20 protein-coding genes are annotated in these 26846 nt (G+C 41.7%); 13 read left to right on the top strand and 7 right to left on the bottom strand.

Annotated features, from left to right (window positions below; translation table 11 throughout):
- The first annotated feature begins 33 nt into the window (after positions 1-33).
- Both AC4IFB_RS06120 and AC4IFB_RS06115 read left to right on the top strand, forming a co-directional pair.
- Positions 34-1908, top strand: a complete 1875-nt coding sequence (locus AC4IFB_RS06120) for an ATP-binding protein (protein WP_490779685.1) — start codon at positions 34-36, stop codon at positions 1906-1908.
- Positions 1909-1924: 16 nt separating this feature from the next.
- The gene (locus AC4IFB_RS06115; RefSeq protein WP_490779684.1) at positions 1925-3505 is read left to right on the top strand and encodes a DUF3369 domain-containing protein; all 1581 of its coding nucleotides are present in this window, start codon (positions 1925-1927) and stop codon (positions 3503-3505) included.
- Between the two features lie 473 nt (positions 3506-3978).
- On the opposite strand, the gene AC4IFB_RS06110 is transcribed toward AC4IFB_RS06115, so the two are convergent.
- From AC4IFB_RS06110 to AC4IFB_RS06100, 3 genes are all read right to left on the bottom strand, one after another.
- A complete protein-coding gene (locus AC4IFB_RS06110) occupies positions 3979-5232 on the bottom strand; it encodes a diaminopimelate decarboxylase (RefSeq protein ID WP_490779683.1) in 1254 nt (417 codons plus the stop codon).
- A 97-nt stretch (positions 5233-5329) separates the two neighbouring features.
- On the bottom strand, positions 5330-6550 hold the full coding sequence (locus tag AC4IFB_RS06105) for an LL-diaminopimelate aminotransferase (RefSeq protein ID WP_490779682.1): 1221 nt from the start codon (positions 6548-6550) through the stop codon (positions 5330-5332).
- Between the two features lie 237 nt (positions 6551-6787).
- Positions 6788-7132 carry an ArsC family reductase gene (locus AC4IFB_RS06100; RefSeq protein WP_490778209.1) on the bottom strand — a complete coding sequence of 115 codons (345 nt, stop codon included), beginning with the start codon at positions 7130-7132 and terminating at the stop codon, positions 6788-6790.
- Between the two features lie 645 nt (positions 7133-7777).
- On the opposite strand from AC4IFB_RS06100, the gene AC4IFB_RS06095 reads away from it, so the two are divergent.
- Positions 7778-7969: a hypothetical protein gene (locus AC4IFB_RS06095; protein WP_490779681.1), complete on the top strand. Its 192-nt coding sequence runs from the start codon at positions 7778-7780 to the stop codon at positions 7967-7969.
- Between the two features lie 27 nt (positions 7970-7996).
- Here AC4IFB_RS06095 and AC4IFB_RS06090 read toward each other — a convergent pair whose 3' ends face one another.
- Complete coding sequence (locus AC4IFB_RS06090; RefSeq protein WP_490779680.1) at positions 7997-8167, bottom strand: hypothetical protein; 171 nt, start codon at positions 8165-8167, stop codon at positions 7997-7999.
- A gap of 384 nt (positions 8168-8551) precedes the next feature.
- Here AC4IFB_RS06090 and AC4IFB_RS06085 point away from each other — a divergent pair, with 384 nt between their 5' ends.
- On the top strand, positions 8552-9211 hold the full coding sequence (locus AC4IFB_RS06085; protein WP_490778211.1) for a YceH family protein: 660 nt from the start codon (positions 8552-8554) through the stop codon (positions 9209-9211).
- A gap of 162 nt (positions 9212-9373) precedes the next feature.
- Here AC4IFB_RS06085 and AC4IFB_RS06080 read toward each other — a convergent pair whose 3' ends face one another.
- Positions 9374-10087 carry an SDR family oxidoreductase gene (locus AC4IFB_RS06080; RefSeq protein WP_490778212.1) on the bottom strand — a complete coding sequence of 238 codons (714 nt, stop codon included), beginning with the start codon at positions 10085-10087 and terminating at the stop codon, positions 9374-9376.
- A 415-nt stretch (positions 10088-10502) separates the two neighbouring features.
- Between AC4IFB_RS06080 and AC4IFB_RS06075 the strand changes: the two genes are divergently transcribed.
- Complete coding sequence (locus AC4IFB_RS06075) at positions 10503-11447, top strand: hypothetical protein (protein ID WP_490779679.1); 945 nt, start codon at positions 10503-10505, stop codon at positions 11445-11447.
- A 355-nt stretch (positions 11448-11802) separates the two neighbouring features.
- Positions 11803-13992 (top strand): AAA family ATPase, encoded by a 2190-nt coding sequence (locus tag AC4IFB_RS06070; protein ID WP_490779678.1) that lies wholly within the window; start codon positions 11803-11805, stop codon positions 13990-13992.
- A 200-nt stretch (positions 13993-14192) separates the two neighbouring features.
- Here AC4IFB_RS06070 and cysC read toward each other — a convergent pair whose 3' ends face one another.
- Positions 14193-14801 (bottom strand): adenylyl-sulfate kinase, encoded by a 609-nt coding sequence (cysC, locus tag AC4IFB_RS06065; RefSeq protein WP_490778215.1) that lies wholly within the window; start codon positions 14799-14801, stop codon positions 14193-14195.
- Positions 14802-14854: 53 nt separating this feature from the next.
- The gene (locus AC4IFB_RS06060; RefSeq protein ID WP_490779677.1) at positions 14855-16303 is read right to left on the bottom strand and encodes an undecaprenyl-phosphate glucose phosphotransferase; all 1449 of its coding nucleotides are present in this window, start codon (positions 16301-16303) and stop codon (positions 14855-14857) included.
- Positions 16304-17400: 1097 nt separating this feature from the next.
- Between AC4IFB_RS06060 and AC4IFB_RS06055 the strand changes: the two genes are divergently transcribed.
- The 7 genes from AC4IFB_RS06055 to AC4IFB_RS06025 all read left to right on the top strand — a co-directional run bounded on the left by AC4IFB_RS06055 (position 17401) and on the right by AC4IFB_RS06025 (position 26597).
- Positions 17401-17919, top strand: a complete 519-nt coding sequence (locus AC4IFB_RS06055; RefSeq protein ID WP_490778217.1) for a VPLPA-CTERM sorting domain-containing protein — start codon at positions 17401-17403, stop codon at positions 17917-17919.
- Positions 17920-18218: 299 nt separating this feature from the next.
- Complete coding sequence (locus tag AC4IFB_RS06050) at positions 18219-19826, top strand: GumC family protein (protein WP_490779676.1); 1608 nt, start codon at positions 18219-18221, stop codon at positions 19824-19826.
- 91 nt (positions 19827-19917) lie between these two features.
- Positions 19918-20736, top strand: coding sequence for a CpsD/CapB family tyrosine-protein kinase (locus AC4IFB_RS06045; protein ID WP_490779675.1), 819 nt, complete (start codon positions 19918-19920; stop codon positions 20734-20736).
- Positions 20737-21184: 448 nt separating this feature from the next.
- A complete protein-coding gene (locus AC4IFB_RS06040) occupies positions 21185-22489 on the top strand; it encodes an MATE family efflux transporter (RefSeq protein ID WP_490779674.1) in 1305 nt (434 codons plus the stop codon).
- An 88-nt stretch (positions 22490-22577) separates the two neighbouring features.
- Positions 22578-23210, top strand: coding sequence for a sulfotransferase family 2 domain-containing protein (locus AC4IFB_RS06035; protein WP_490779673.1), 633 nt, complete (start codon positions 22578-22580; stop codon positions 23208-23210).
- A gap of 1619 nt (positions 23211-24829) precedes the next feature.
- Positions 24830-26275 (top strand): oligosaccharide flippase family protein, encoded by a 1446-nt coding sequence (locus tag AC4IFB_RS06030; RefSeq protein WP_490779672.1) that lies wholly within the window; start codon positions 24830-24832, stop codon positions 26273-26275.
- 64 nt (positions 26276-26339) lie between these two features.
- Positions 26340-26597 (top strand): hypothetical protein, encoded by a 258-nt coding sequence (locus AC4IFB_RS06025; protein WP_490779671.1) that lies wholly within the window; start codon positions 26340-26342, stop codon positions 26595-26597.
- The last annotated feature ends 249 nt before the right edge of the window (positions 26598-26846 follow it).

Raw genomic sequence — 26846 nt, 5'->3', positions numbered from 1 at the left:
GTATGGTTGAACTATGTATCCGCACGGGATGTTATGTATGAGAGCCTACAGGATGAATTATTAGAAGCTGGTGGCGCATTCAAAATAGCTTTGGACAGCAATATGGATATGTTGCAACAGACAGCTCTTTTTGTTGCCAGTGACAAACGTGTACAAGAGTTGTTTCTGGCCGGCAAACAAGTGGTTGAAATGGAAGGTGGAGGCGCGGGTGGTGTAGGATCAGAGCAAATACGACAACAACTCTATGAATTGCTTGAACCGGGTTGGAGTGAAATGACAAAGCAATTTAATGTTCGTCAGTTACATTTTCATCTTGCTCCGGGAGCAGTCTCTTTTTTGCGTGTTCATCGGCGGCAAAAATATGGAGATCGTTTGGATGGTATTCGCCATACAGTCATTGATGCCAACAAATTTCAGCAATCTACTCGAGGCTTTGAAATAGGTCGCCCTTATGCCGGTATTCGTGGGGTAACCCCTGTATATGGTATTGATCGTGAATCAGGAAAGCGCCTTCACATTGGCGCAGTTGAAGCAGGTATGTCTTTCCCGCAGATGCTGAACTTATTAGAACGTCATACCCAGGTTAAGTATGCCGTATTGATAAAGCAGGAGGATCTGCAACGAAGGGTCTGGACAGAGTCATTGGAGCAGCTTTATAGAAAGAGAGCACCAGCGTTTGGATATTATATTGAGGCTAGCAGTGATGATAAAATGACAAGGAGTCTATTAGCTGATGAAAAATTGCAACAGGTACTATTCGATCAAAATAGAATATTCGTAAAAGATCAAGCGCAACCAATGGCCATGATTGCAGTTCCTTTTCATGACTATCAAGGTTGGCGAGACCCTGAAAAACCGCATGTGGGCTACATTCTGATGTGGAGAGAGGCGGCAGCTATTATTGAAGGTTTTAAGGCGGGTTTGAAGAATAATATACTTTTTGCGCTGGCAGTTTTTATTCTTCTAGAAATAATAATCTATCTGGGTATACGTAGAGTGACTCGCCAACTGGAAGTGGAAGTGAAGGAGCAAACTGGAAAGTTGTCAGAAAGTAATTTACAACTTGCCCACCGCAACACAGCGTTAAATCACTCTTTACACGATCTAAAGGCTACCCAGGCACAGTTGATCGAATCTAAGAAAATGGCGTCGCTTGCCGGATTGGTTGCAGGTGTTGCTCATGAGATAAATACGCCAGTAGGGACAAGTATCACCGCTGCTTCACACTTGGCCGATCGTATTAGAGATATTCAAGGACAATTCAACAAAGGTGAAATGACAAAAAGTGGCCTGGAAAACTTTTTAAATCGTGCGGAAATGGCCTGTCATATTTTACTCTCAAACCTTCAAAGATCAGGCGATCTTGTAAAAAGTTTTAAGCAAGTGGCGGTAGATCAGAGTAGTTTAAAGCGGCGCCATTTTGATCTGTGTGATTATCTGCAAGAGATCAGGCAAAGTCTGCAGCCACGCTTGAAATATGTGCAACATCAGCTTGTCATAGAGTGCCAGTCACCCATTGATCTCAATACCTGCCCTGGGGTGCTATCTCAAATAATTACCAATCTTGTTATGAATAGCTTGATCCACGGGTTCAGTGAACATCAAGGTCGACCAGGCGTAATGCGAATTGAGGTTTCATCAATAGAAAATTCAACGGTCAGGATTAAATATAGTGATGATGGAGCAGGAATTTCAGAAGATCACCTGCCTTATATATTCGAACCATTCTATACCACCAATAGAGAAGGAGGGGGGTCAGGTTTGGGGTTGAACTTAGTGTACAATGCAGTTACAACTCACTTGGGAGGCACTATTCGTGTTGAATCGAAGCCAGGCAAGGGTGTGTGGTTCATAATCGAATTCCCCAAGGTTTTTGATCATCAGGAGGACAAAAGCAAGGATGAGTAGTCAGTCTAAACAGATAGTGTTCGCGCAAGAGAGGGAGGAGCATTCAAAGGAACGAGCTGCTTGGCGGGTTCTGATTGTCGATGATGAACCAGATGTACACGCCGTAACTGAATTGGCATTAGAGGATTTGGTATTTGATGATCGAAGTATAGAATTTGGCCATGCTTATTCAGCTCAGGAGGCTAAGGCTTATTTAAAAAACTATCCGGATACTGCGCTGGTATTACTAGATGTGGTGATGGAAAGTGATCTTGCCGGGTTGGAATTGGTGGATGTTATACGAAACCAGTATAAGAACTCACTGATTCGGATCATTCTACGTACAGGCCAGCCAGGGCAAGCTCCAGAAAGAGAAGTGATTCTGCGCTACGATATCAATGATTACCGTGAGAAGACCGATCTTACATCATTAAAACTGTTTTCATCGGTAGTTTCAGCACTGCGAAATTACCGTGATTTACAGGTTATTGAGAAGAATAAACGAGGATTGGAAAAAATTATCCGTTCTTCTGGATCTTTGTATAACATCGACTCTCTTGAGACATTCGTAAGTGGTGTACTTACCCAATTAGAGGCCTTGCTGAATCTGGGTGACCAGACCTTTTATAGTCGCGCTTTCGGTGTTTTAAAAGAAGACGCTGGTTCAAGCATTGAGCAGCAAAGAATTATTGCAGGGACCGGTGATTATGCTTCAATGGTCAATCAAAGTTTGTGTGATGTTGTTGACGAACAGGTACTTGAGCGTATCAAAATAGCATTTGCGGAAAAAGGGAGTTTCTTTTACTCAGACGCCTGTCTTATAGAGCTTAATAACGCCGAGGGACGAGATGGCTTGTTATATATTGAAGGTTGTCTAGGTGGATTTGATGAAGTTGATCATAACCTAATAGAAGTCTTTGTAAGTAATGCAGCAATTGCCCTAGGTAATCTATTTCTCAATCAGGAGATCGAGCTGACCCAAAGGGAGGTTCTCTATACACTAGGTGAGTTTGCAGAGTGTCGCTCAAAAGAGGTTAGTCGACATGTTGCCCGTGTGAGTAAATTGACTGCTTTAATAGGAGAGAAGCTTGGACTGGATAAAGAGGAGTGCGATTTACTTCAACTTGCCGCTGCGATGCATGATATCGGTAAGATAGCGATATCATCTGAGATTTTAGAGAAGCCTGGTCCACTTTCTGATGAAGAGTGGCTGACTGTGCAGGATCATTGTCAATTTGGTTATAAGCTACTCAGCAGGGCAAAACGTCCACTATTAAAACTTGCTGCTATTATTGCTCACCAGCATCATGAAAGATGGGATGGCACAGGGTATCCTCAAGGTTTGAGCGGCGAAAATATCCACCTATATGGTCGGATAGTTGCGATTGCTGATGTTTTTGATGCTTTGGGGAATTCCAGGGTCTATAAAGAGGCCTGGTCGCAGGAAAAGATTATTGAATATTTTCAACAGCAGCGTGGCGGTCACTTTGATCCGAAGCTGACGGATTTATTGCTCAACAATATTACAGAGTTTGCCTCTCTTAGAGAGTTCTACAGTGATGAGCATTATCTACGCCCAACCCTTATACCACCCGGTGATGGATTTGGGACTATGTGAAAAGGGCCTTTGATACAATCCGTATCGCCCAAAGAGTTCCCTGGCAGATTGGATTGAACACCTCTTTCGGCTATGGCTTGAAATATTCAGAATAAATCCAAGTTGTGTAGGGTGTGCAGTCCTACCGCACAAAACTCAACCAAAACAAGACCATCAAATGTAGGGTGCGGCCCTGCCGCACCAAGCTCAATCAAAACAAGACCACCAGATACGCGTTTGTAAGGCAATTTCCGTATACCACCGTTGATCCGACGGTGATCTACATTGCATCACGAGATGTCTAATAAACCGCGCAGGGAGGGGTTAAACCCCACCTTATATATCCCAGGTGGAGAAACGCAGATTGTAGATATCGGCTTGCCTGCCAGATAAGTAACCTGAGATTCCCTTCTTCATCCCTGCTTTAAGAGCAGCGTGAGGGGGGGTAATTAGGTCAAGTTTTTTCGTGCTCTAAGTTGTTACACCCAAAAAAGCTACAATGAAAGTTGATCAGCACTGAAATCCAAAGTTGCAAATAGATCATCCAAGGTCTCTTCCCGGCGAATCAGTTCAACACTGCCATCTTCGCGCAACAGTAACTCTTTGGGTCTCAGTTTTCCGTTGTAGTTGAATCCCATAGCCTGTCCATGAGCGCCAGTATCGTGAATGCAGATAATATCCCCATCCTCGATTTTCGGTAGTGAACGTTGAATCGCAAATTTGTCATTGTTCTCACAAAGAGAGCCGACTACATCCACAACCTCATCTTCACCCTCTTTGTTAAGTACAGATATATGGTGATAAGCACCATACATACCCGGGCGCATCAAGGCAGACATGCATGAGTCCACACCAACGTATGTTCTGTAAATCTCTTTGCGGTTGATAGCAGTGGTTACCAGAATACCGTGGGGGCCAGTGATATAGCGACCGCTCTCTAAATAGAGTTTGGGTGCATAACCATGGTTGTTTTTGAATACGCTGAACAGCTCACCAATCTCCTGGCCCATGCTGTGAATATCCAAAGGTTTCTCTTCAGGACGATAAGGAATACCGAGTCCGCCGCCAATGTTAATAAAATCGAATTTGATATCGAGTTCTTTTGAAATCCAATTAATGCGATCCAGAAGCATTCTTGCCGTTTCAACCATATAGGCGTGGTTAAGCTCGTTGGATGCCAGCATGGTGTGCAATCCAAAGCGTTTTACGCCAAGTTCTTTAGCCTTACGATAAGCATCAATCAGTTGATCGTGGGCTACACCATATTTCGCTTCTATAGGATTACCAATGATGCTGTTTCCGGTTCTCCGCTCTCCCGGGTTGTATCGAAAACAGATTAATTCCGGAACCTGCGGTAACTTATCGAGGAGGGAGATATCATCCAGATTCAGGATGCAGCCCCCGTCGGTATCTGCAACGTTAAACTCATTCTCACTGGTGTTATTTGAGGTGAACATGATCTGTTCACCATGCCCCCCAGCCTGGCGGCTTAATACAAGCTCAGCGATAGAGCTGCAATCAAAACCAAATCCAATATCACCCATGATATTCAGAATGGTTGGATTGGGTAGTGCCTTGACCGCAAAATACTCGCGAAACAGATCAACGCTTTTAAAAGCTTCGATCAGCTCACGGCCTGTCTCACGAATACCTTTTTCATCATAGAGATGAAATGGGGTGCCGTAGTGTTCGACAATCTTTTCTAAATTCTGCGCAAGACGATCAGAAAAATCTTTTGATATTGGCACCCGAGCACCTCTTAATACAAATCGGAACGTTCTTCAGGCTAATAGCGATGGAGTAAAAGATGATCATCGCTATCAGCCTCAGTCAAATCAATCGACCCTAGAGAGATGTTTTAAGTCTCTCCATGGCCTGCTGCACATTTTCAAAGCTGTTGAAGGCACTGATACGGATATAGCCTTCACCACATTTTCCAAATCCAGCGCCAGGAGTGCAAACCACGCCAGCGTTGTTCAGCAGAGTATCGAAAAGGTCCCAGGAGTCGCCTTTGGCATCGATCCAGATGTAGGGGGAGTTTTCACCACCAATGCAGTCATAACCCAAAGCTTCTATCTGTTCACGGATATATTTTGCATTTTTTAAGTAGTAGGTGACCAGTTCCTGCACTTGTGCCTGGCCCTCGGCGCTGTAAACTGCTTCGGCAGCTTTCTGCACAGGGTAGGATACGCTATTAAATTTGGTTGTATGACGACGGTTCCAAAGCTCATGGATTGATACTGGATCACCATCGTTCGTATAGGCAGTGCAATCCTTTGGAACAACGGTGTAAGCGCACCGAGTACCTGTAAAGCCGGCAGTCTTTGAGAAACTACGGAATTCCACAGCGACTTCCCGAGCGCCTTCGATTTCAAAAATAGAGCGTGGCAGGCTGGGATCCTGAACGAAGGCTTCATAGGCTGCATCGAATAGAATCAGGGCTTTATTCTGCTTGGCATAATCAACCCACTGCTTGAGTTGCGCTTTGGTAGCCGTTGCCCCAGTCGGATTGTTGGGGAAGCAGAGATAGATCAGATCGACTGGTTGGCTTGGCAATTCAGGGATAAATCCGTTGCCTTTGTTACCATCAAGATAGGTAAGTCCGCTATAGCGGCCATCTTCAGCTTCACCAGTCCGCCCAGCCATCACATTGGTGTCGACATAGACAGGGTAAACAGGATCAGGAATAGCAACATTGATGTCGTTGGCAAATATCTCCTGAAAATTGCCTGAGTCACATTTTGCACCATCACTGACGAATACCTCGTCAGCTACAATGTCACACCCACGAGACTGATAGTCCCCTTTGGCAATTGCCTCACGCAAGAAGTCATAACCCTGTTCCGGTCCATAGCCGTGAAAAGTGGCATCGTTTGCCATTTCATCGACGGCTGCATGGAAGGCTTTTACACAAGCATCAGGCAAGGCTCGAGTGACGTCACCAATACCCAGTCGAATGATCTCTTTATCCGGGTTCGCCTCCTGGAAGGCTGAGACCCGTTTTGCAATGTCAGAGAACAGGTAGGAAGCCTGGAGTTTCTTATAGTTCTCATTGATTTTGATCATGCTACACCTCAGGAAACCGAAAAACGGGCCATTATACAGGGATTGCTGCAGAGTAGGAGAGGCCCAGAAAGTGGATATTTAACTAATTGATTTATATGCTATTTATTTAGAGGTCTTCATGCTTGGGTGGTGGCTTTCGAAAGATTAAACAGATGGGAGGCTGGTTGAGTATCCAATCTACAATCGGCGGGTAACTTGTTGCTGTGATGTTTTGACTCCGACAAGTGGACAAACCTGCTAGCTGAATATTTGAGAATAGTGATCTGCTTTAAATCCCAGGTAGAGTTTTTCCCCATCATCCAGCAGCGGACGCTTAATTATCGTGGGGTTCTGCAACATGATCTCCATCGCCTTAGTCTCATCTAAATTGGACTTTATCCCGTCATCCAATTGACGCCAGCTTGTGCTTCGCTTGTTCAGCAGGGCCTCCCAACCGAGTGATTGAATCCATGACTTCAGCATCTTCTCATCAATACCAGCCTTCTTGTAGTCATGAAATTCATAGCCGATTCCGTGGTCACTAAGCCATATGCGAGCTTTTTTGATCGTATCGCAGTTTGGGATCCCGTAAATTTTGACCATCTTTATTTTGCAACCCGTATTGTTAATCTGCATTATGCGGACTGTTTTTAATGTATTTCAAGAGCTTAAGTAAAGCAGTGAGCTGCTTGCTAAGGGCTAACAATTGCCTTAATAAACTATCCAGAATTGTTATCCTAAAAACATCTGTAGATCAAGAGAGCTCTGTAATGCTTGATTATGTCGTTAAATTCATACATAGATACTATAAACCAGACCATAGCGATCTCAACACTCTGCCATTGTGTGGTTGCTCACTGCAAGAAATCATAGCGCCGTCGTAGCACGTCCCCCCTAAAACAAATTTTGATAACGCAGGCTGTGTGCAACCACACGATGCGCTGTCATTAAAAATCAATAGGTTAGGGCTATAAGAACGGCTCAGCACGGTGTTGCGGTTGTGGGCGCTTACCTGTCGAACATACCTTGGTCTGAGCCATTATTGTTGCCCTGGGTGTCGGATACTTATGCTCTGGTTAGTATGAATTCCGGTTTCTGATTGGGGGATAACCATACAACCGATATAGCTCGTCCTGGATTTGCTACCGTTTATTCCATTTTCTCAATAAGAGGATTAATCACGGAAATAAATAGTGGTAGTATCCAATTCATCCAACGCTGAAAAGGTTTTCTTAAAAGGACTTTTCTATGAGCAAGTACAACGAAGACACTGGCTGGCAAGTGAATGTCGACCAACAGTTAATCTCCCATCAAAACGGTTTTAAAGCCGAATATAAAGGGGATAATATTTATGGCATCAAGCACTTTCCAGTCGAGGCCACAATTCGGGATATAAGAGACATGGTCACGAAAGCTGAAGAAGTTCTCGCTAGCCGGTAGATCTATCTAATTGAAAAAATAGGATAATTAATCCGCATAAGGGAAGCGGTGTTCTTGGCGGGGCTTCTTTTCAAGAGCTGCTTTTAGTTTTGCTCTTTCCAGCTTGAGCGGCCAACTGTACCGGGTTGTTTTGAACCCTCCCCACGGGTTACTGAGTTCAATTTGTGGAAACTCGTCACGATTTTCTCCGTTCGCCATCAATCATTCAGATTTTACTTCTCTATTTATAAAGTCAAAACGATAGGGGAGCACTTAAGTATTGTGGCGACGCCTCAGGAAATGGATTCCTCTTCAATAGTTTTATGACATTCAGCGATCCTTGTCTCAATCTTGCCAGAACAGATTGAACCCAAATTTTAGTGCTTCCACTAGGCAAAACCTGTGATTACCGGCCACCTCATATAGAGTGATTCTGCACCCAACGCTATTTTTGATCAAAATGCGGAGATATGTCGGCATATTTCCATCTAAACTCAATGGCACTGGAGCTAGCTGAACTGAGGTAGGTGATATGCTTGCGGCCTGGTTAGTATGTAGGTCATCCAGGAACTCTATTTTTTAATAAGAAAGAGAAATTATCTCATGCGAATTGAATTGACCACTCTAGAGGCTCGAATTATTGGCTGCCTTTTGGAAAAAGAGATCACCACCCCTGATCAATATCCTCTGTCACTTAGTGCTCTAACCCATGCCTGTAATCAAAAAAGCAGTCGTGATCCGGTTCTTCAGCTCACTGAGACTGAGGTACAGAATTCTCTTGACGATCTTAGAAAAAAGCATCTGGTCAGTGATCGCAGTGGCTTTGGTAGTCGGGTGACCAAATATCAACACCGCTTCTGTAATTTAGGCTTCGGCTCACTGGAATTTTCGCCTCAAGAGTTGGGTATTATTTGCGTGCTACTCTTGAGAGGGGCACAAACACCAGGTGAACTACGAAGTCGTACCAACCGCTTATGTGAATTTTCAGATGTCCAAGAGACAGAATCGGTGCTGGTAAACTTGATGCGCAGAGAGGATGGCCCTTTTGTGACTCGACTTGTTCGTGAGCCAGGTAAAAGGGAATCCCGCTATGCCCATCTGTTAAGTGGGGAGGTAGTTGAAGAGCAGGAGTTGAGTCACTCTGATACTGTGCAGAATCAACTGCCTCAGGATGACCAGTCAAGAATAGAGCAGCTAGAACGGCAGGTTGAGATGTTGCGACAGGAGCTTGATGAAATAAAGGATCAACTTGGTTTGAACTGATCAGCAGCCACGCAAAACAGAAAAATCATAGGCTTCCTGGTTTCTCATGTCGGGTGAGGAATGGGCACGGAAAAGCACTTCACAGCAGAGGATGATGGGCGAGGGGCTTCTACACCTGCTTCTGCTATAGAGTGGCTTTAATGGGATAGCAGTGAAATCGATTTACCAGGGTATCCTCTCGCCATGGCGAAAAAAGCCACCACTCGGTCCATCTTCAGGTAGTGTTGCAGCCCAGACAATACCTTTTGCTCCCTCTTGGACAGAAAGTGTCGCCTCATCACCCCCCATACGAGTTCTGACCCAGCCTGGACAGACCGAGTTGACTTTAATCCGGGTCTCCTTCAACTCATCAGCAAGAATTCTCGTTACTGCATTTATCGCGGTCTTGGAAAGGCGATAGGCTGGACAGCAGCCATTCATTTCACTGAGTTGACCCATGCCAGATGAGACATTTACCACAGCTCCCTGGCCATTCATAAGAGGAATCAGAGATTGGCATAAGCGAAGTGGCCCGAGGGTGTTGGTTTTAAATCCGTCCATTATTGATTCCAGATTGGCACTGAGAATAGTGCTCTGACTGTCAGAAGGAGGGGGGTCGGGAAAGATACCGGCATTGTTAACAAGTATGCCAATTTCGTTATGATTTTCTTTGAGGTGTTGCACTAGGTTTGCTATTGATGCTGTGCTCGTAACATCGAGTGGAAAAAATTCAACATCAAGTCCTTCAGTAGTTAAGCTCTCTGCCGCCGTCTCTCCTGACTCTACATCACGGGCGGTAAGGACAATATGCCAGCCTAATTCGGCCAACTGTCTACTTGTTTCAAGGCCCAATCCGCGGTTGGCTCCTGTAACTATGGCAACTGATTGATTTGACACGAGTTCTCTCCGTTTTGGTGATAGTTTTAACTTCTCCTAACTGCGGAGGTTGAGTATAAATACCACCATTGATCTGGCATATCATCACCTTACGACAGATATTAGAGGAAAACTACGGAATCTGGGATTAGACGGTTGAATCTGTCGCTGTGTTAGCCAGTCCATTTTGTGGTATAGAAGTGTCTATCTGAAGGATGAAACTCTGGGGCAGGACTTTGGATATTTGAGTAAAGGAAATAGTAAGAAAAATGGCCTATTCTTCATACATTGGTCTCACGGATGAGGTGATTGATCTGCTAAAGATTATTTCAGCAAGGCAAAAGTAATTTTTTTATCGCCCGAAAGTCATAATCTATGTGACAAACCAAGATAGATAGGGTCAAATTTCACATATAGCCGATGTCAGGTTGTTATGATGCAAACTTTAGAAAACGTTACCAATGGAACCATACGGGAAATCGATGGCAAAACCGCTATTTTCTACGATGGTTATTGGATTAAGCACTACAAGCCCATGGAAGATAGCTTGGAGACCAAGAAATACCTTATTGAGGCACTGACCCGGCGCCTGTTCAATCATGTTGAGCATGGAATCAATATTCCCGGTAATCGTTTGGATGAGGCCAGAGAGGCCTATGAATCCGAACAGGACGAAGACCTGAAGCGGGTTAAAGGGGCGATGCTGGCAGGTTCTCTCTTTAATCGTGGTACTGAAATATTTCGTCAGCTTGTAAAACTTGAGGACGAAAGCATCAAGAGCGGTAGAGGGAGAGAGATGCTCCATGAGTGTGGGCAATACCTGTTGGAGGCATTGGAACTGGGCAAAATGGTTAAACACCGCAGTGGCGATGAGGGTATCGATGAACTCTGGGGTGAACCTTTTCGTGCCTTCACTGTGCCTATTGAGTCTTTTTATGAGACTCGCTATATCAAAATCGCTCAGACCATGCATGATATTGATCGCATATCGTCAGCGATGATCAAGGCATTTCAAGACAGTCTCTTTTTCAAGAATACCTCGGTTCTGATCAGCCAGCTTGCAGATACTGCAAAGCTGAAATGCGAGACTTTGCGTACCGACCCCGTAATATTTGATGTCTGGTCAAGATTTGCAGTTGCAGGGGAGAAACTACTGGCAATAGGTCCAGCGGAAAAGACATCTAACTCCTGTCTGGCATGTTGGGAGGCTGATGAGGGGCAACGTCTGCTCAAGGATGGTACAGATTTAATCACACATATTGCTCGGGCCAGAGTCTCTATGCCGAAGAGCACCAAAGAGTATATTGATAGATGCCACGCCTATTTAGCTTGTCGTAAACCAATATCCAGTACCATCTCTGCTGAAATCAAGTCACTCTAGTCTACCTCTGGGTGTTACCGAATTTACCTAGCGGCCCACTAGGTATTGCGATACTGGATAATAGTTATTAATGGAAGAATTCAATTTGGTTATGATGTGCCTCAGATAGTTACTCTGTCCGTCTTACTTCCTGATATGAGTAATGAGACATCAATGCAGCCAACTTTCATCTGCTGAGGATATTCCCCTTTTGAGCCAATGGCTTAGAATGACCATGCAGAGGATTATTTATTTAGAATTGAATTTGATACGTGCTGTAGAAACGCCAGATGGTAGATAATTTCATAGAGACTATATATCTGAAGCTGTCTAATATACGATCACTGTTGGGATCTATGAATTATTTGCCGGAACCATGTTTGAATCCTATTACGAGTTAAACGAAAATCCCTTTCGGTTAAGTGCCGATGAGAGCTTTCGCTTTGCTCATAAAAATTATCTAAAGGCCTGGTCATATCTAAGCTACGCTCTGGAGCAGGGTGAAGGTTTTGTCATGATCACGGGCCAACCTGGCTGCGGTAAAACCACCCTGATACGCGATATCCTGTCGCAACTTGACTCATCCAAAACCTTGGCGATTAATCTGGTGACCAATCAGCTTCAGGCTGAGGAGTTGCTTCGCAAGGTGGCGTTGGAGTATGGATTACCCGCTGAGACATATAATAAGGCCACGCTGTTAACCCATATCGAAGAATATGTCGAAAAAGAGTCTCAGAATGGCCGACGGGCAATCATAGTTATTGATGAGGCCCAGAATCTGACACTTAATGGCCTTGAAGAGCTGCGACTGCTCTCAAATCTACAGTCAGGCAGTAACCCGCTGTTTCAGGTGTTTTTGGTGGGGCAGGATGAGTTAAGGGGCGTTATTCTTGATCCAAAAATGGAGCACGTTAGACAACGCCTGATTGCCTCCTGTCAAATAGAGCCTATGTCTGTTTCTCAGACAGAGGGTTATATTGAGCACCGGCTGGGAATCGTGGGTTGGCATGGAGATCCTGAACTTGAATCCTCCATCTTTCCGCTCATACACTACATAACAAAAGGGATTCCAAGAAAAATAAATCACGTTGCCAGCCGATTGTTGCTCTATGGTGCACTGGAAGAGAAACATAAATTTACTGAGGATGATGTGTGGATCATCGCTGAAGAGCTATTCGGCGAGGAGCGTCTCTCTCTAAAATCCGGTGAGACCTTTGAATCCTTCAAAGAGGGATATTCAATTGAAAATGAGCTAGAAGAGAGTGAGCAGGAGAGTGATCTATTAAGGGAAGAGGATCAATCAGAGGAAGTTGTAGAAGAGAGTGCTGATCAAGAAGATTTGGATAGTATTGTTCCTGAGATTGGAGGTCAAAGCTCAGAGCAATCAGATTTAAATATTGAACTGGCTGATGCTGATAACCTGGATTCAATTCAGCTGATGTCGGAGCATTCTTCAGATAGAGAGCAAACCGATAGTTATGTAGAGGAAGATACATCTCAGCTGTTTCCAGAATCAAAGACCCATTTGAGCTCGGCTGAAGTAGATGATCTTACTTCAAAGATTGTTGATGCAAACCGTTTCGTGGCTGATGAACTTGCAATAGAAGCGCGAGCTGACGTCCAGCTGAACGGTGATGATTCAGACGAGAAAGATGATACGGTAAGGCGATGGTCATCCGATGCTGAGAACAATCAGGATTTCACATTGGAAGCAGATGAGATCCTAAACACTCCTACCATGCGCGCTGAGAGACGCCGGCATGAAATAGAGGCCAGCGGAGGATTGATCGTATCAGATGACCTGGTAGAGAAAGATGAGGTGTTCTCGGGTGGCTTGGCACGCTCTTTACGTAACGTTCTACTTATCGTGTTAGTGGGCTTTCCTCTTATTGGATATATTGTATTGCCACCAGAGCAGATAAACCGATTCATTGATGAATTAAATAGCACTATTCCAGCATTGTTTACACCAAAATCAGATTCTTCTCAATCTGAAGTGGCGACCCAATCATCTGAGAAAGAGGTCCTATCAGAGGCACCTGAACAGATAAACAGCGCGCCAATTGTTCAAAATCAATCTGAAGAGAAGCAAAGCGATGAACTCACTTCAACCGTAAAAGACGCCGGAGATGACTACGTTGCCACACAATCCAAATATGAGCAGGTGGTCGTCAAGGAGAAGAGGCCCCCTCCGATAGTGGAGACCGTTAGGGAGCGGAAGTTTCAAGTATTCTTTGAATTAGATAACACAGAGATACCTGAAGAGTTTAAAGAGATGCTGAATGATCTCTATATCGTATTGTCATTGAACGAGCAGGCCAGTTTGAAAATTAGTGGTTATGCAGACGCCGACCCCAATGACGATCCTCTTCAGAATATGCGCCTATCACTTGAAAGGGCGCAGACAGTGTCTAGCTACTTTATCCAACGGGGCATCGATCAGGCGAGAATACAAATAGAAGGGCACAGTCCTATTTTAGTCAGCGAGAATAGCGCTCAAGAGGCACTGGAGAAACATTTGGGTAACAAGAGAGTAGAGCTTGTTTTGCGTGATGGCTTGAATTAAGAAATCAAGTTTCAGAGTTCAAATTTCACCCATTGCTATGCTCACCTTACTCAGGGAATAGCAGAGCTTTTAATCTGTATATCTCAAGGATAATAGAAGTTCGAAACGTAGGGTGCGGCCCTGCCGCACCAAAAGGCTATGGATATCCATTGATATCCCGGCCACTCGCCTCATTTCCATCAGCATCAGTCGAAGCAAGCCTATACAACAATGTTAGGTATGATGCCTTGTTCTTCCAAAGCTGCTAAGAGCGAGTCTACACACTCATCAATTTCCCGATTTTCAGTATCGATAACTATTTCCGGTTTCTCAGGTATCTCATAGGGTGAGTTAATGCCGGTGAAATTTTTAATCTCACCTGCACGTGCCTTTTTATAGAGCCCCTTTACATCCCTCGACTCACAGGTTTCAACCGAAGCTTTTATATAGACTTCGATGAAATCATCTTCCTCAAATAGTCCGCGTACCTTCTCCCTATCCTCGCGTATAGGGGAGATGAAGGCAGTGAGTGCAATAACTCCGGCATCCACAAACAGTTTTGCCATTTCACCGATACGGCGAATATTTTCAGTACGATCTTCAATTGTGAAGCCCAGATCGTTGCATAATCCATGTCTCACGTTATCACCGTCGAAAACGTAAGTTCGACATCCTCTTTGATGCAGACGCTCTTCGAGAGCATGGGCTATTGTCGACTTGCCAGATCCGGATAGACCGGTAAGCCAGAGCAGTTTAGCTCGATGCAGGTTCATCTTTTCCCGTCGATCACGGGTCACAGTGGCTTGATGCCAGATGACATTATCATCCATGTTTTACACCTTTCATCTAATCAGAAAAATCTATTTCTATCCTGTTAATGAGATTAATATGCATTGTCACTTTTAAGTGAGAATGGTGTCCTCGCCAAGATTGAGAGATCAAGCCAGAGGGACCAGTTGTTAATATATTCCAAATCGTACTTTACGCGCTTTTCCATCTGCTCAAGCTCCTTTGTCTCACCACGAAACCCTCTTATCTGAGCTAAACCAGTGATACCTGGCTTGATTCTGTGGCGAGCAAGATAGGCTTCAATCCTTTTTGAATATTCCATATTGTGCTGCAATGCATGGGGTCTAGGCCCAACAAGTGACATTTGGCCGGTCAGTACATTAAACAGTTGTGGCAGTTCATCAATACTGGTTCGACGAATAAACCGACCAACACGTGTAATACGGGAATCTTGCCGGGTTGCCTGTTTCACAACACCATCCTCTTCCGGGTGTGCTTTCATACTGCGGAATTTCCAGATCCTGAAGTTTGTGCCATCCCAGCCAGTACGCTCCTGTCTGAAAAAAACCGGACCCGGGGATTCAGTCTTGATGAGTATCGCGGTGATCAACATAATTGGACTGACCATGATTAGAATAATCAGTGACAGTACACGATCCTCAATAGTCTTGATCAGTAGATGTGTACCGATCAAAGGGGTTTCTGAAAGAGTCAGAATGGGAATACCTGCCAACTCTTTCACGCTATGGTTAATCAAATTTAGGGCGAAAATGTTGGGTGCCCAGTGGATATTTACATTCTCATTCAGCAGGTCGAAGTAGATCTTCTGGATCATTGGTGAACTGTCAAGAGAAACGGCTATATATATAGTCTGGATCTCATGCCGCTTAATCAGGTGCTTGATATCTTCCAAATCCCCGAGTACAGGCAGTTCGGTACTACTTGATGAGTCCTGCATGGGTTTGCAATCAGTGGTCAGTACGGCACCAACAATCTCTTCCGGCATCCAGGGATTTTGGTTGATGCGGTAGTAGATATGCTCGGCTAATGTGCCATTGCCGATGATCAAAGCCTTGGTGTTTGCTTCCTGAGAGGCCATGCGTCGTTGCAGCAGGCGGAAACCAAAGTGAAGAAAAACCTGAACAAAATAACCAGTGACAAACAGAAGCAGTACCAAAGTCCTTGAGTAGGTCTCAGTATGTTTGGTGGCAAATGCTAACAGGAGCAGAAAGGCGAAGGCACTGCTCCAGGCCTTCAGGAGTTTAAAGGCCTTTTTGGTCATGGTGCCGTGATGACGATAGATATTCATCCGGTCATAGATGACAGACATACTGCCCAGCAGAGCCAGGGCTAGAATAATATACTGGTTTGTCAATTCCCCATGCAGGGTGAACAGCAGGGCGAGTATCAGAACCAAAACAGCCAGACCATCGAGAAAGGCCTGTAATGATGTCGTCAGACTATTCCGTCGCTGTAACAGTGACCGTTCTGTTTGTTTGACATCTAGCAAATCCCTTTCCTCCTGAACTGCTGTGTCCGTCATGGTATCTCCAGCTGTGGATTATGATCCAAAGTGATGTGAGATAACAAGAGGGATTTAGTGCATAGGAGAAGAAAGCTAATATGATAAAACTCACTAATCAAACAGCGTCACAGTTCTACTCTATTACTAGTAGAAATATCACACCAAGGTTGATCTGATATCTCAAATATCTAGTAGTGTAATTCGTGGCTGATCCTGAAATTAGATCACCCAATGTAGGTATTACTAAAAATCGTAAGGTGCGGCCCTGTTGCACCAATTTAGGTCTGAAAAGCGTAGGAATTTGCGTTGTTATGTACAAAATTAGTTTTGCGAATATTCTCGACTTGCTTTGACAGCAACCTCACTATACAGAGAGAACCAATTACAAGCTTCTTGATAGTAGTTGCTTATAGGAAGGTTAATATCGAAAGTTACAGCTAGTAGAGGTCTACGTTGATAATTGGAGATTTGCACTCAAAGAGTGCGAAACGGCTATATAGACCAAACGCTGTCGATTTATTTAACACCATCAAAGTGTCCCTGTTTCGCCGATATAAGAAGTAAATGACTAGAAAGTGTAATAGATTCTATTTATAACTTTACCATTCTTAATTCAAGATCAAATGTAACCGCTATCTAGGTTATTGAGTGTTTGAATATGGTGATAATTGTGCATCGCTCAAATTACAAATAAATCTAAGGTATTGATTAAAAGTAAGAAAAACACAGCAATATAGAGAAGTTGAGAATAGTATCCAGCTATATTCTCTTCATTGCAGCAATTGTATCAAATTGGTGCGCGATCAAGATGAATCTAATTGATACCCATCTAAGTGTCGGGAATGCTTACAGTGCTTATAAGTAAGACCAATATTAACCTGCGTAACTTTCAATTAGGATTGTAGATTAATAACCATACTTTCAATAAGTTATATAAAGTCATGTCTTGCTGGGCATGATTATTGCTTAATCACTCCGTGATCACGTCAAATTTTATATCAGAGGTATGTGATCGTGACGCACTCTTAGCGGAATCAGTTTGTGTCTACCCATTAGGGATGATTACTAACGGATGCTTCGCTTTGATAAATAGGACATTTTAAAGAGGCAATTAGATGAAGTTGTATAAATGGATTTCTGTTTTAACATTTGGTCTGTTGGGCCTGATATGTTCTGGAAGTGTGTTGGCAATCAATTACAATGCAGCGCTTACACTTGGCCAAACGCATACATTCAATCACTTAGTTACAGATACCGAAGATTATTCAGGTGCTTTTACAGACAGGGGAACCTTTGAGATAGCTGATAAAGGCTCGGTCAGCTTATCGATTAGGGACAATGAGTTGACAACAAGTTTTATCGATTTGTTGAATGTGTCACAGTTTTCGGTATTTGATAATGCATCCATTGCGTTGTTCTCCACAGGCATAGGCGGGGACCTAACCAGCGCTACATTCACATTGGCGGGACTATCTGCTGGTCTTTACACATTGGAATTTTTTGGTGATGCCAATGGTGTATTTGGAGTTGCATATGATGTCACAGCCAGTTCAGTGCCGTTGCCTGCGGCAGCTTGGTTGTTTGGATCAGCTCTCATAGGCTTTGTAGCCTTTAGCGCGAGAAGGTCTGTATAAATCTACAATATCAAGAGCACTCCAAGGATGGAGATTCAAAAATATGCATTCGAATCTAGGCCTGTCGAGTGAGACTTGAGTCCTGAATATATCTATCATCGAGCTGTGCAGTTTGTCTCCTCTACTATCATGCACTACTGAAAAAAGAAGCGTGAAGTCCATCAAGAATAGCTGTCAGATTATTCTAAATTGTTGATATATAAATATCTAAATTTGTGCTGTTAAGTATTAGAAATTTCTTCTAAAGCTGAATTGTTATGATACAATCCGTGTCTTAGTAATGTGATGTGACAGGGACAATGGAAGAAGAAGAGTTACTGGGAATTGGCGACTACCTGGCCATTCTTAAACGAAGGAAAATGCAGCTAATCGTACCAGCTGCAATCATACTACTATTAAGCATCGCGCTTGCAGTAGGGCTGCCATCAGTTTATCGCGCAGAAGCCACTATCTTGATTGAGCAGCAGGAAATCCCAACGGAGCTAGTTCGTTCCACCGTAACGTCCTATGCCGGTGAAAGGATTCAGGTGATCAGTCAACGTGTAATGACGACTGAAAACCTAGGTAAGATTATTAATGATTATGGTCTCTACAAGGACGAACGGGACAGAACAAGCATGACATTGCTGGCTAAAGAGCTCAATGAAGACATTGAGCTTGAGATGGTCAGTGCGGATGTAGTAGATCCTCGCAGCGGTCGTCCCACAACAGCCACTATTGCTTTCAAGTTGGCATTTAGCAACAAGGATCCGCGCATCGCCCAGAAAGTAACCAATGAACTTGTTTCACTTTATCTCGACGCAAACATGAAACGACGCACACAGTCAGCACTTGAGACATCGACTTTTCTTGGGGCTGAGGCTGATAAGCTCAATCGACAGATAGCTGAGCTGGAATCACAATTGGCGACATTTAAAGAACAACATGTCAGCAATCTACCAGAGCTTCAACAGCTGAACATTCAGCTCATGGAGAGAAATGAGCGGGAGTTATCTGATACAAACCAGCAGATCCGCAACCTTGAAGAGCGAAGAATCTACCTGCAGTCTGAAATAACACAGGTGAATCCTACAAGTGATCTGTACAACTCTAGTGGTAACAGAGTGATGGGAACAGAAGATCGACTCAAAGCCTTACAGACGGAGTACATTGCGCTTTCTACACGCTACACAGACAAACACCCAACTTTAATCAAAATGAAGGGCGAGATTGAGGCGCTGAAAAAGGAGCTTGGTGTTACTTCCAGTGCTGAGAGTGAAATTACCCAATCAGATAACCCTGCTTACCTGCAGCTACAGACCCAGTTACAAGCGGCAGAGAGTGAATTGGCATCACTCAAAGAGATGAGGGGTGAAACCAAAGCAAAGATCAAAGATTTTGAAAATCGATTGATGCAAAGTCCGCAGGTAGAGCGGGAGTATCGTAATCTCACCCGTGATTATGAAAATGCCCTGGCTAAATACCAGGAGGTCAAGTCCAAGCAGTTAGAAGCGGAGTTGTCAGAGTCACTGGAGCGAGAACGGAAAGGTGAGCGTTTCTCGCTCATCGAGCCACCCCAGTTACCTGAGGAGCCAGATAAACCCAACCGAATGGCTATCCTCTTCCTGGGGTTCATGTTCAGCTTTGCAGGGGGGCTCGGTAACATTGTTGTCAGAGAAAGTATGGATCAAACTGTGTATGGAAGCAAAGGTGTAATGGCCATCACACAAGCGCCTCCTTTGGCTGTAATTCCGTATATTGACAGTAGTGAGGATTATCAGCAACAGGCAATAAACGGTAAGCTTGTAGCAATTGGTTTAATGGCTGTAATAGCCTTAATGCTGGTCTCTGTTCATCTATTCTATAAGCCCTTGGATGTGATTTGGTACATCGTAATACGAACACTGGGCATAGAGACGGGTGCATGATGATAAATCAATGGCAAAAGCAATCTAGTCCCGCCTTACTGGAACTTGCACATGATGAGATAGAAGCGCTTAGATCTGCAAGGAGAAGGTTATGGAAAAGATAAAGCAAGCATTGGAACGCGCCCGCGATGGCCGCGCTGCGACTAAGAGTGTCGCCCCCCATCGTTCGATAGCACGCCAAGCGCCCGAGCCGGAGGTTACATCGAAGATAACCTATACCAAAACCAAAAAAGTAGAGGTGTCAAAGGATGCCTTACGGGAAAAACGGGTTATCCTTGGTGATGTAAACGACCAGATTTCAGATCAGTACAAGGTACTGCGTACACATGTTCTTCAGCGTCTAAAAGCCAATCAGTGGAATTCATTGGCTGTGACCAGCCCCAGCGAAGGATGCGGTAAAACCCTCACATCGATTAATCTGGCAATCAGTTTGTCTAGGGATGTCAATCATTCTGTCATACTTGTCGACCTTGATCTTAGGCGTCCGAGTATACAAAAATATTTTTTATCTGATGAACAACTGGGAATAAGCGAATACCTTACCGATGGCAAGGAATTGAGTGAAATCCTTTTCAATCCAGGTATGGAGCGATTGGTAATTCTGCCGGGTAACAAACCTTTTGGCAACTCTTCTGAGATGCTCTCTTCACCAAAGATGTTGCAACTAGTAGATGAGTTAAAGAACCGTTATCCTAATCGTATAGTTATCTTTGATATGCCTCCGCTACTATCATGTGATGATATGATTGCTTTTTCTCCATATATAGATTCCGTGATGTTGGTTGTGGAAGAAGGAGTTACGAAAAAAGATGAACTTAAACGGGCGTATGAGTTGATAGAAAATAGTAATGTTCTCGGTTCGGTACTGAATAAGTCTAAAGTAAAAGACTCAACCTATAGCTATTATTGATATTAATGTGCAGCTAAAATATATAGATACAGGCGATTCTGGGTTAGTATTGTATGAATAATTAGTGAGGTTTAGACTAAATTTTAAGAAATCTTGATTACGAGTAGGCTGTACTGTTGGATTCTATATGTAGTGCAATATAGCATTCGGTTTTAAAGTTATAGAAATATCTATCAAAGATCTATTTACAAAGTAGTTGCTCCCATTAAAAGGTATGTTGACTGTCTGGAAATAGACAGATAATCATCAATAATGAGAAATATTCCTTTTACTTCTAGATATAATGCCTTTATTTGTTCCGCAAATTTTAAAGGTTATTTTTTGGATAGATTTACGTTAAAGATAGTTTTTAGTTAAATATCTAGTTTTCATTTTTATGTGTATTTACCGATGACTTTTTTATAATGATAATAAAGCTTATCTTGCTAAGAATTAAAAGATCAATCCAGTGATCAAGAAACTAGGTATAAGCCGTACTACCCTTGTTATTAAATTCGCCTTTGCAGCAGGAGCTAAAGCTTCTGCGGCTTTAGCAGCTTTCGCTCTGACCGCGCTTGTAACACGAAATATGCCTGAAAATGAAGCTGGGTTATTTCTACTTGGCTTTACTGTTCTTGCGGTATTCGCAGTTGTTTCACGTCTTGGTTTAGATAACGTAATACTACGTATTCTGTCTGCTCATGGAACTGATAATTATGCACAAGAAAAGCTTAATCGCGGTTTGCTTTGGGCGTCTACTGTAAGTTTACCGTTATCTTTACTGGGTATGTTATATAGTAACCAGATAGCTACCAATATCTTTGGTAAACCAGCATTCGCCCCCGTTCTTTTTTGGATGTTGCCAGCACTACCGGCGATGGCAATCTTTTTTCTTCTGTCTTACGCATTTCAATCGCAGCACCGTGTAATACTAACCACTGTGTTCCAGAACTTAGGAATCTCAACCTTCTTTATCTTAGGGATTGCGTACCTCTGGTTCGTTAACCCAGAAGCCATAAATTCAACAACTGCAGCACAGATCTACAGTATTGCAGCTTTCATCGTGCTGATGTGCAGTTTAGTGGTGTGGCTCAGACAAAAAAATGTCAATTTTTCAATAGTTGCCTATAAAGATCCGGTGTTGGGGGCAGCTGCTATAAACCTCTGGACTGCCGCTTTGATGGGTTTGATGGTTCAATGGACTGGAGTTATTGCTGTTGGTGCAATGTTACCTATTGAAAATGTTGCATTATATAGTGCAGCACAGCGCACAGCTGCACTAATAAGTTTTGTACTCATGGTATTTAACTTGGTAGCAAGCCCAAGATATGCAAGATATTGGAGTGATAATCGTTCTGCTTCTATTGAAAAGTTGGCCAAGATGTCAAGTATGGCGATGAGCATTCTTGCTGTTCCAGTGTTTTTGATTATGGTTGTTTTTCCTGATTATATCTTGTCGATATTTGGCGAGAGTTACACTAGTGCGAAATACATTTTAAGTATTATGGCATTTGGGCAGTTTATTAATGTTATGACTGGTTCAGTTGGAATGCTTTTAAATATGACTGGCCACGAAAAAGAATATCGCGTAGTTATTGTTATATCTGGTCTTATTACGATTGTCTTGTCCTTTTATTTGACTTTTTTGTATGGAATTATTGGTGCCGCTATTGCGACTACAATTGGAATGTCTGCACAAAATATTTGGGCGGCAATTTTAGTAAAACGTATACTTGGATTTTGGATTATAGGAAAACCTAGCGTAGAGCGGTAAGTTTTTATAGTGGTACTGGTTGCTATTTATAGCTAGACAGTTCCGTAGCCACTATAGAGGCTTTCTTTTATGTAAGAAAGGTGTGGTTATGCTGATATCAAAAAAAAATAATTTTCTTTTTTTTCATGTATACAAGGTAGCGGGCACTAGTATTCGTGACGTATTACTACCTTATTGCTCAAAGGGTCAAGTTGTAGCTCAGTATGTTGAATATGCTTTGACAGTTGCCAAGATTCCTCACTATTTTCCACCTATATATCAATATCATCCTCCACTTGTATCTGTGAGGGATTATTTAGGTAGCAAATTCTTTGACTATTATCGATTTTCGTTTGTTAGAGATCCTTTTGATTGGCAAAAGTCACTCTATTATTTTATGAGAAAAAATAATAGGCATCATCAACATAAGCTTGTAATGTCAATGGATTTTGATGCATATATTAATTGGAGGATTGAGAATGATCTTCATCTAGTATCTGACCTTATTACTGATGAGAGAGGGGAGTTGCTAGTTAACAAGGTGTATAGATTTGAAAATATTGAGAATGACTTTGAAGAATTGAAAAAAGTAATAAATATAGAGGGAGAGTTGCCTCTTAAGAATGTAGCAGGTAAAGGTCGTAGTGTAGAATTATCTAGTAAAACAGAGCAAAGATTTCTTGCTGCATTTTCTAAAGACTACGAAACATTAGGTTACTTACCAACTATACCAAGGTCTTAAAATAATGGTTTTTTGTATGTCGACTGTTACAGATACAACCATTATGATCTAGTTGTAGGTGTACATTCTTCAAAGAAGTAAGTCATAAGATTAAGATAATAATTTGGTAGAGAAGGATGTAGATGAGGGATTATTGGAGCTATATAAAGATCTTTTTTACATGAGTGAAGGGATAACTAATAATTAAAAGACCAAGTACATTATCAAAAAAAAGTGATAACAGATGTATTAAATTAAGGGCTAGTCTCCATACTTTTAACTACAAATCCAGAAATCTATCGCTATAGCACTATTTATTGTTGTAAAACCTATGGGAATACATATTTTAAATTGGATCTAGACCTCTAATATAAAAACAATATAAAAAAGTTAATAAAGTTATTTATGTTGTTTTTTATTACTCAGTTTTAGCGATGTTGTTTACATGGAGTACTCAAAAAATTGATTAGGTCGCCTTCCTCGTGCTTTGTTCAATAAGATTTGAGTATTGCCTAATAGTAGTAAAAATCACTTACTAATTAAATCTTATATATTCGCATAGGGTGCGATAACGTATGAGAATTTATTAACTTTGGTTTATTTTATTCAGGTTGTGAAGTAGGTGTAATTTACAATTCTAATTTATATATCTTGATTGTAAAGTAATTCGAGCGATCTAACACAGCGATTGAAATAGTATTATGTTGGAGGGATACTGCAACGCATTCAACGAAATGTGGTAGCTAAGTAGTTTGTGACCATAATCAGCAGGCTCCTGAAAGCTAAGTTTATGAAGAATTGAATATATGAAAAATAATAAAAAAAGTTGTCTGAAAGACTATGATATCTTTCAGATACTTTTCAATATTGTCTATAATAAACTGGGTTACATACTAGAAGTAAGAAACTGGGGTACTACTGATAGCTAATGATTTGGTATTATTTGAGATCTTTTAAAAAGCTCCTCATCAGGTAGAGGCTATGCTAGTGAACCTCATAGAAGAGCTTTGGCTCATCATTTAAACTGAAAAGAATTGTATTATGCTGCAATAAAAGATAAAAATTTCGTGGATATCAGATGCTATGGTGTAAGATCTGGTACTGCGCCAAGGTCTATGCCAGTTCAAGAGTCAAGTTCGAATGCTGACGCACTGGAAAATCACGTTATCGATGAACCAAGTAATCTAAAAACTGAGTAAATATATTCGTAGCTAGGTTGGTTATTTTTAGGCTTCAGGAGTTCAAATATAGTTTTGAAAGCTCAATTCTTAGTTGAGAAGTCGTTTGAGAGTGAAGTAGTTGAAGAATGGAAGAAGCCTAGGAAATAATAACTTATCATGATCAAGGCGCATTTTGATCCGAAGTAAGGATAACGAGTATGGATCAAAATGAAACGATGGCATTCATTGATGAGACATCCGTTATCGAAGTATATAACATTAGATTCTTAGTAGAGAGAGTATAGCACTTGTTTGTGATACATGATTATACTTGGAAAATGTTGTGATATTTCAGTAAATTGAGATTGCTATAGTTTGAACGTTGATACTAGTAGTCTGCAACTGTATTAGTTAGTAATAGTTTCTTAAAAAATCATTTTAAAGATGATTTTTATAAGCCCTTTTAGAATGGGTTTGAATATGAATGTGCGTAAAAAAATGGCGAAGGGTGCTTTCTGGTTGTTCCTTGAAAAAGGAATTCAGCAAGTATTAGGATTTATTGTTTTTGCTATTATCGCATCCATGATAGGTCCGAAAGAGTATGGTCTTATTGCTTTATGTACTGTTATATTAGCTTTCTCAAAAAATATCACATTAGGATTAGTAGATTCTATTGTTAGTATGAAAATTCGTGATGATGAACGACTTTCAACATTATTTTGGTTTGTATTGGTTATCGGTTTTGTATTAAGTATTTCCTCTTTTCTTGTTGCTGAATATTTTTCGGTATTATTTGGCGAAAGAAAACTAAAACCACTTCTACAGATGATATCTATTATTCCTGTTTTAATTAGTCTCACTGCTGTTCCTATTGGTCTTATAACAGCAAAAATGGATTTTAGATTATTTGCATTACGTTCCTTGATCGCTTCTATTCTTGGAGGTGGAGTAGGTGTTTATCTTGCATATAATGGTTGGGGTGCTTATGCTATAGCTATACAGCAAATTGTCGTACATTTATCGACAGTTGTAATCATATTTATATTATCATCATGGCGACCGTGTTTTATATTTAAGAGCAGTGTTCTAAAAGAAATGACTTATTTGGGTTTTGGCCAGACAAGTTCTTTAATTATATCTTTTGTTGAGCAGCAGCTTCCACATTTAATATTAGGTTATTTCTTAGGTACTACAGCTGTTGGCTATTATGCATTTGTTCGGAGAATTATTGGAGTTTTACAAGAAGGTATTATCCAACCTGTTCTCAATGTCATATATCCAGCAATTACACAAATTGTTGACAAACAGGAAGAAAAACAAAAAGTAATATATCAAATAGTATTTATTTTAGGAGCAATACTTTTTCCAATCGTTGTAGGGCTGGTGTTAACATCTCCACTTTTTATTACACTTATTTTCGATAATAAATGGGCATCGACTACATGGTTAGTACAGTTATTCGCACCAGCACTCATATTATTTACATATAATTTGCTAATTAGAAATATTCTACGTGCTCACAAGAAAATATATGTAGTTGTACGCATACAGATTCTAATTACATTTTTATCGATGTTAGGTGTGTATCTTGCTTCCCAATCAGGCAGCTTGGCTTGGGTGCTTATGGCGTTACTACTTTCTTCATTTTTAAGCAATATAGCATTTAGTATTTTAGTAAATAAATATGTGAACATTTCTATCTGGAGATGCTATCTATCTCTTCGTACACAAGTTCTTTCATCACTTGCAATGATAGGCCCAATATTATTTGTTCAAAACCTAAAAGTGTTAAATGATAGTATTGTTGTATCATTAGTATTTTCTGTATTATCTGGAATATTAGCCTACATTACAGTATTTACTATCTTTGAAAGAAATAAATTGCCTGAACTGCTTATTATTTTCAGAAAAAATATACAAGGTTAAAGGAGGCGCGTTAACAAAATATTTAAATGGAACATTGTTAGCAGCAGATATCATGGAGTCAATTATGACAAAGATTGTTAATATTTTTTGGACAGGTGGTTGGGATTCAACATTTAGACTGCTTCAGTTAACAAAAAATGAATGCTGTATACAGCCATACTACATTATTGATACAGATCGCCCATCTACATTAGTTGAAATCAAACAGATGTCAGAAATTAACAACGACATTCTTGATAAGTATATAGACTGTACGATCGCGGTTTCAAGTAATAACTGCAATTCAATTACGCAGCAAGTAAATCCTTTCGCTGCCCCATAAATAATTTGATAAGAGTCAGTAAGCTCAACAAGAAGGTATACAAACACATCGAGTCATGGAGAAACCGTCACATCGAAGGAGTTTAAACGATATCTATCTGGTTGGTATCGTGCTTTAAGGCTGTTGAGCTGGTGAAAAAAAGTTTTTGTGCTGGTAGTTGTCGGCGTTGATGAAGAAGGCTAACGCCGTATTCAGGGTGTGGATGAAGAGCAAAAGGAAAAGAATGCTGGATGAAATAATTTTCTTGAT

The organism is Candidatus Thiodiazotropha sp. AKIB8 (assembly GCF_058244675.1).
Note: the sequence above shows the minus strand (reverse complement) of the source record. Positions and strands in the feature narration are given on the sequence as shown.

Bases quoted from the DNA above. Each gene is read 5' to 3' on its own strand.
- AC4IFB_RS06025 (WP_490779671.1), top strand. From the start codon at position 26,340: ATGACAAAGATTGTTAATATTTTTTGGACAGGTGGTTGGGATTCAACA.
- AC4IFB_RS06055 (WP_490778217.1), top strand. From the start codon at position 17,401: ATGAAGTTGTATAAATGGATTTCTGTTTTAACATTTGGTCTGTTGGGC.
- AC4IFB_RS06105 (WP_490779682.1), bottom strand. From the start codon at position 6,550: ATGATCAAAATCAATGAGAACTATAAGAAACTCCAGGCTTCCTACCTG.
- AC4IFB_RS06075 (WP_490779679.1), top strand. From the start codon at position 10,503: ATGCAAACTTTAGAAAACGTTACCAATGGAACCATACGGGAAATCGAT.
- cysC (WP_490778215.1), bottom strand. From the start codon at position 14,801: ATGGATGATAATGTCATCTGGCATCAAGCCACTGTGACCCGTGATCGA.
- AC4IFB_RS06090 (WP_490779680.1), bottom strand. From the start codon at position 8,167: ATGGCGAACGGAGAAAATCGTGACGAGTTTCCACAAATTGAACTCAGT.
- AC4IFB_RS06085 (WP_490778211.1), top strand. From the start codon at position 8,552: ATGCGAATTGAATTGACCACTCTAGAGGCTCGAATTATTGGCTGCCTT.
- AC4IFB_RS06070 (WP_490779678.1), top strand. From the start codon at position 11,803: ATGTTTGAATCCTATTACGAGTTAAACGAAAATCCCTTTCGGTTAAGT.
- AC4IFB_RS06100 (WP_490778209.1), bottom strand. From the start codon at position 7,132: ATGGTCAAAATTTACGGGATCCCAAACTGCGATACGATCAAAAAAGCT.
- AC4IFB_RS06050 (WP_490779676.1), top strand. From the start codon at position 18,219: ATGGAAGAAGAAGAGTTACTGGGAATTGGCGACTACCTGGCCATTCTT.
- AC4IFB_RS06045 (WP_490779675.1), top strand. From the start codon at position 19,918: ATGGAAAAGATAAAGCAAGCATTGGAACGCGCCCGCGATGGCCGCGCT.
- AC4IFB_RS06035 (WP_490779673.1), top strand. From the start codon at position 22,578: ATGCTGATATCAAAAAAAAATAATTTTCTTTTTTTTCATGTATACAAG.
- AC4IFB_RS06095 (WP_490779681.1), top strand. From the start codon at position 7,778: ATGAGCAAGTACAACGAAGACACTGGCTGGCAAGTGAATGTCGACCAA.
- AC4IFB_RS06060 (WP_490779677.1), bottom strand. From the start codon at position 16,303: ATGACGGACACAGCAGTTCAGGAGGAAAGGGATTTGCTAGATGTCAAA.
- AC4IFB_RS06030 (WP_490779672.1), top strand. From the start codon at position 24,830: ATGAATGTGCGTAAAAAAATGGCGAAGGGTGCTTTCTGGTTGTTCCTT.
- AC4IFB_RS06120 (WP_490779685.1), top strand. From the start codon at position 34: ATGTATGAGAGCCTACAGGATGAATTATTAGAAGCTGGTGGCGCATTC.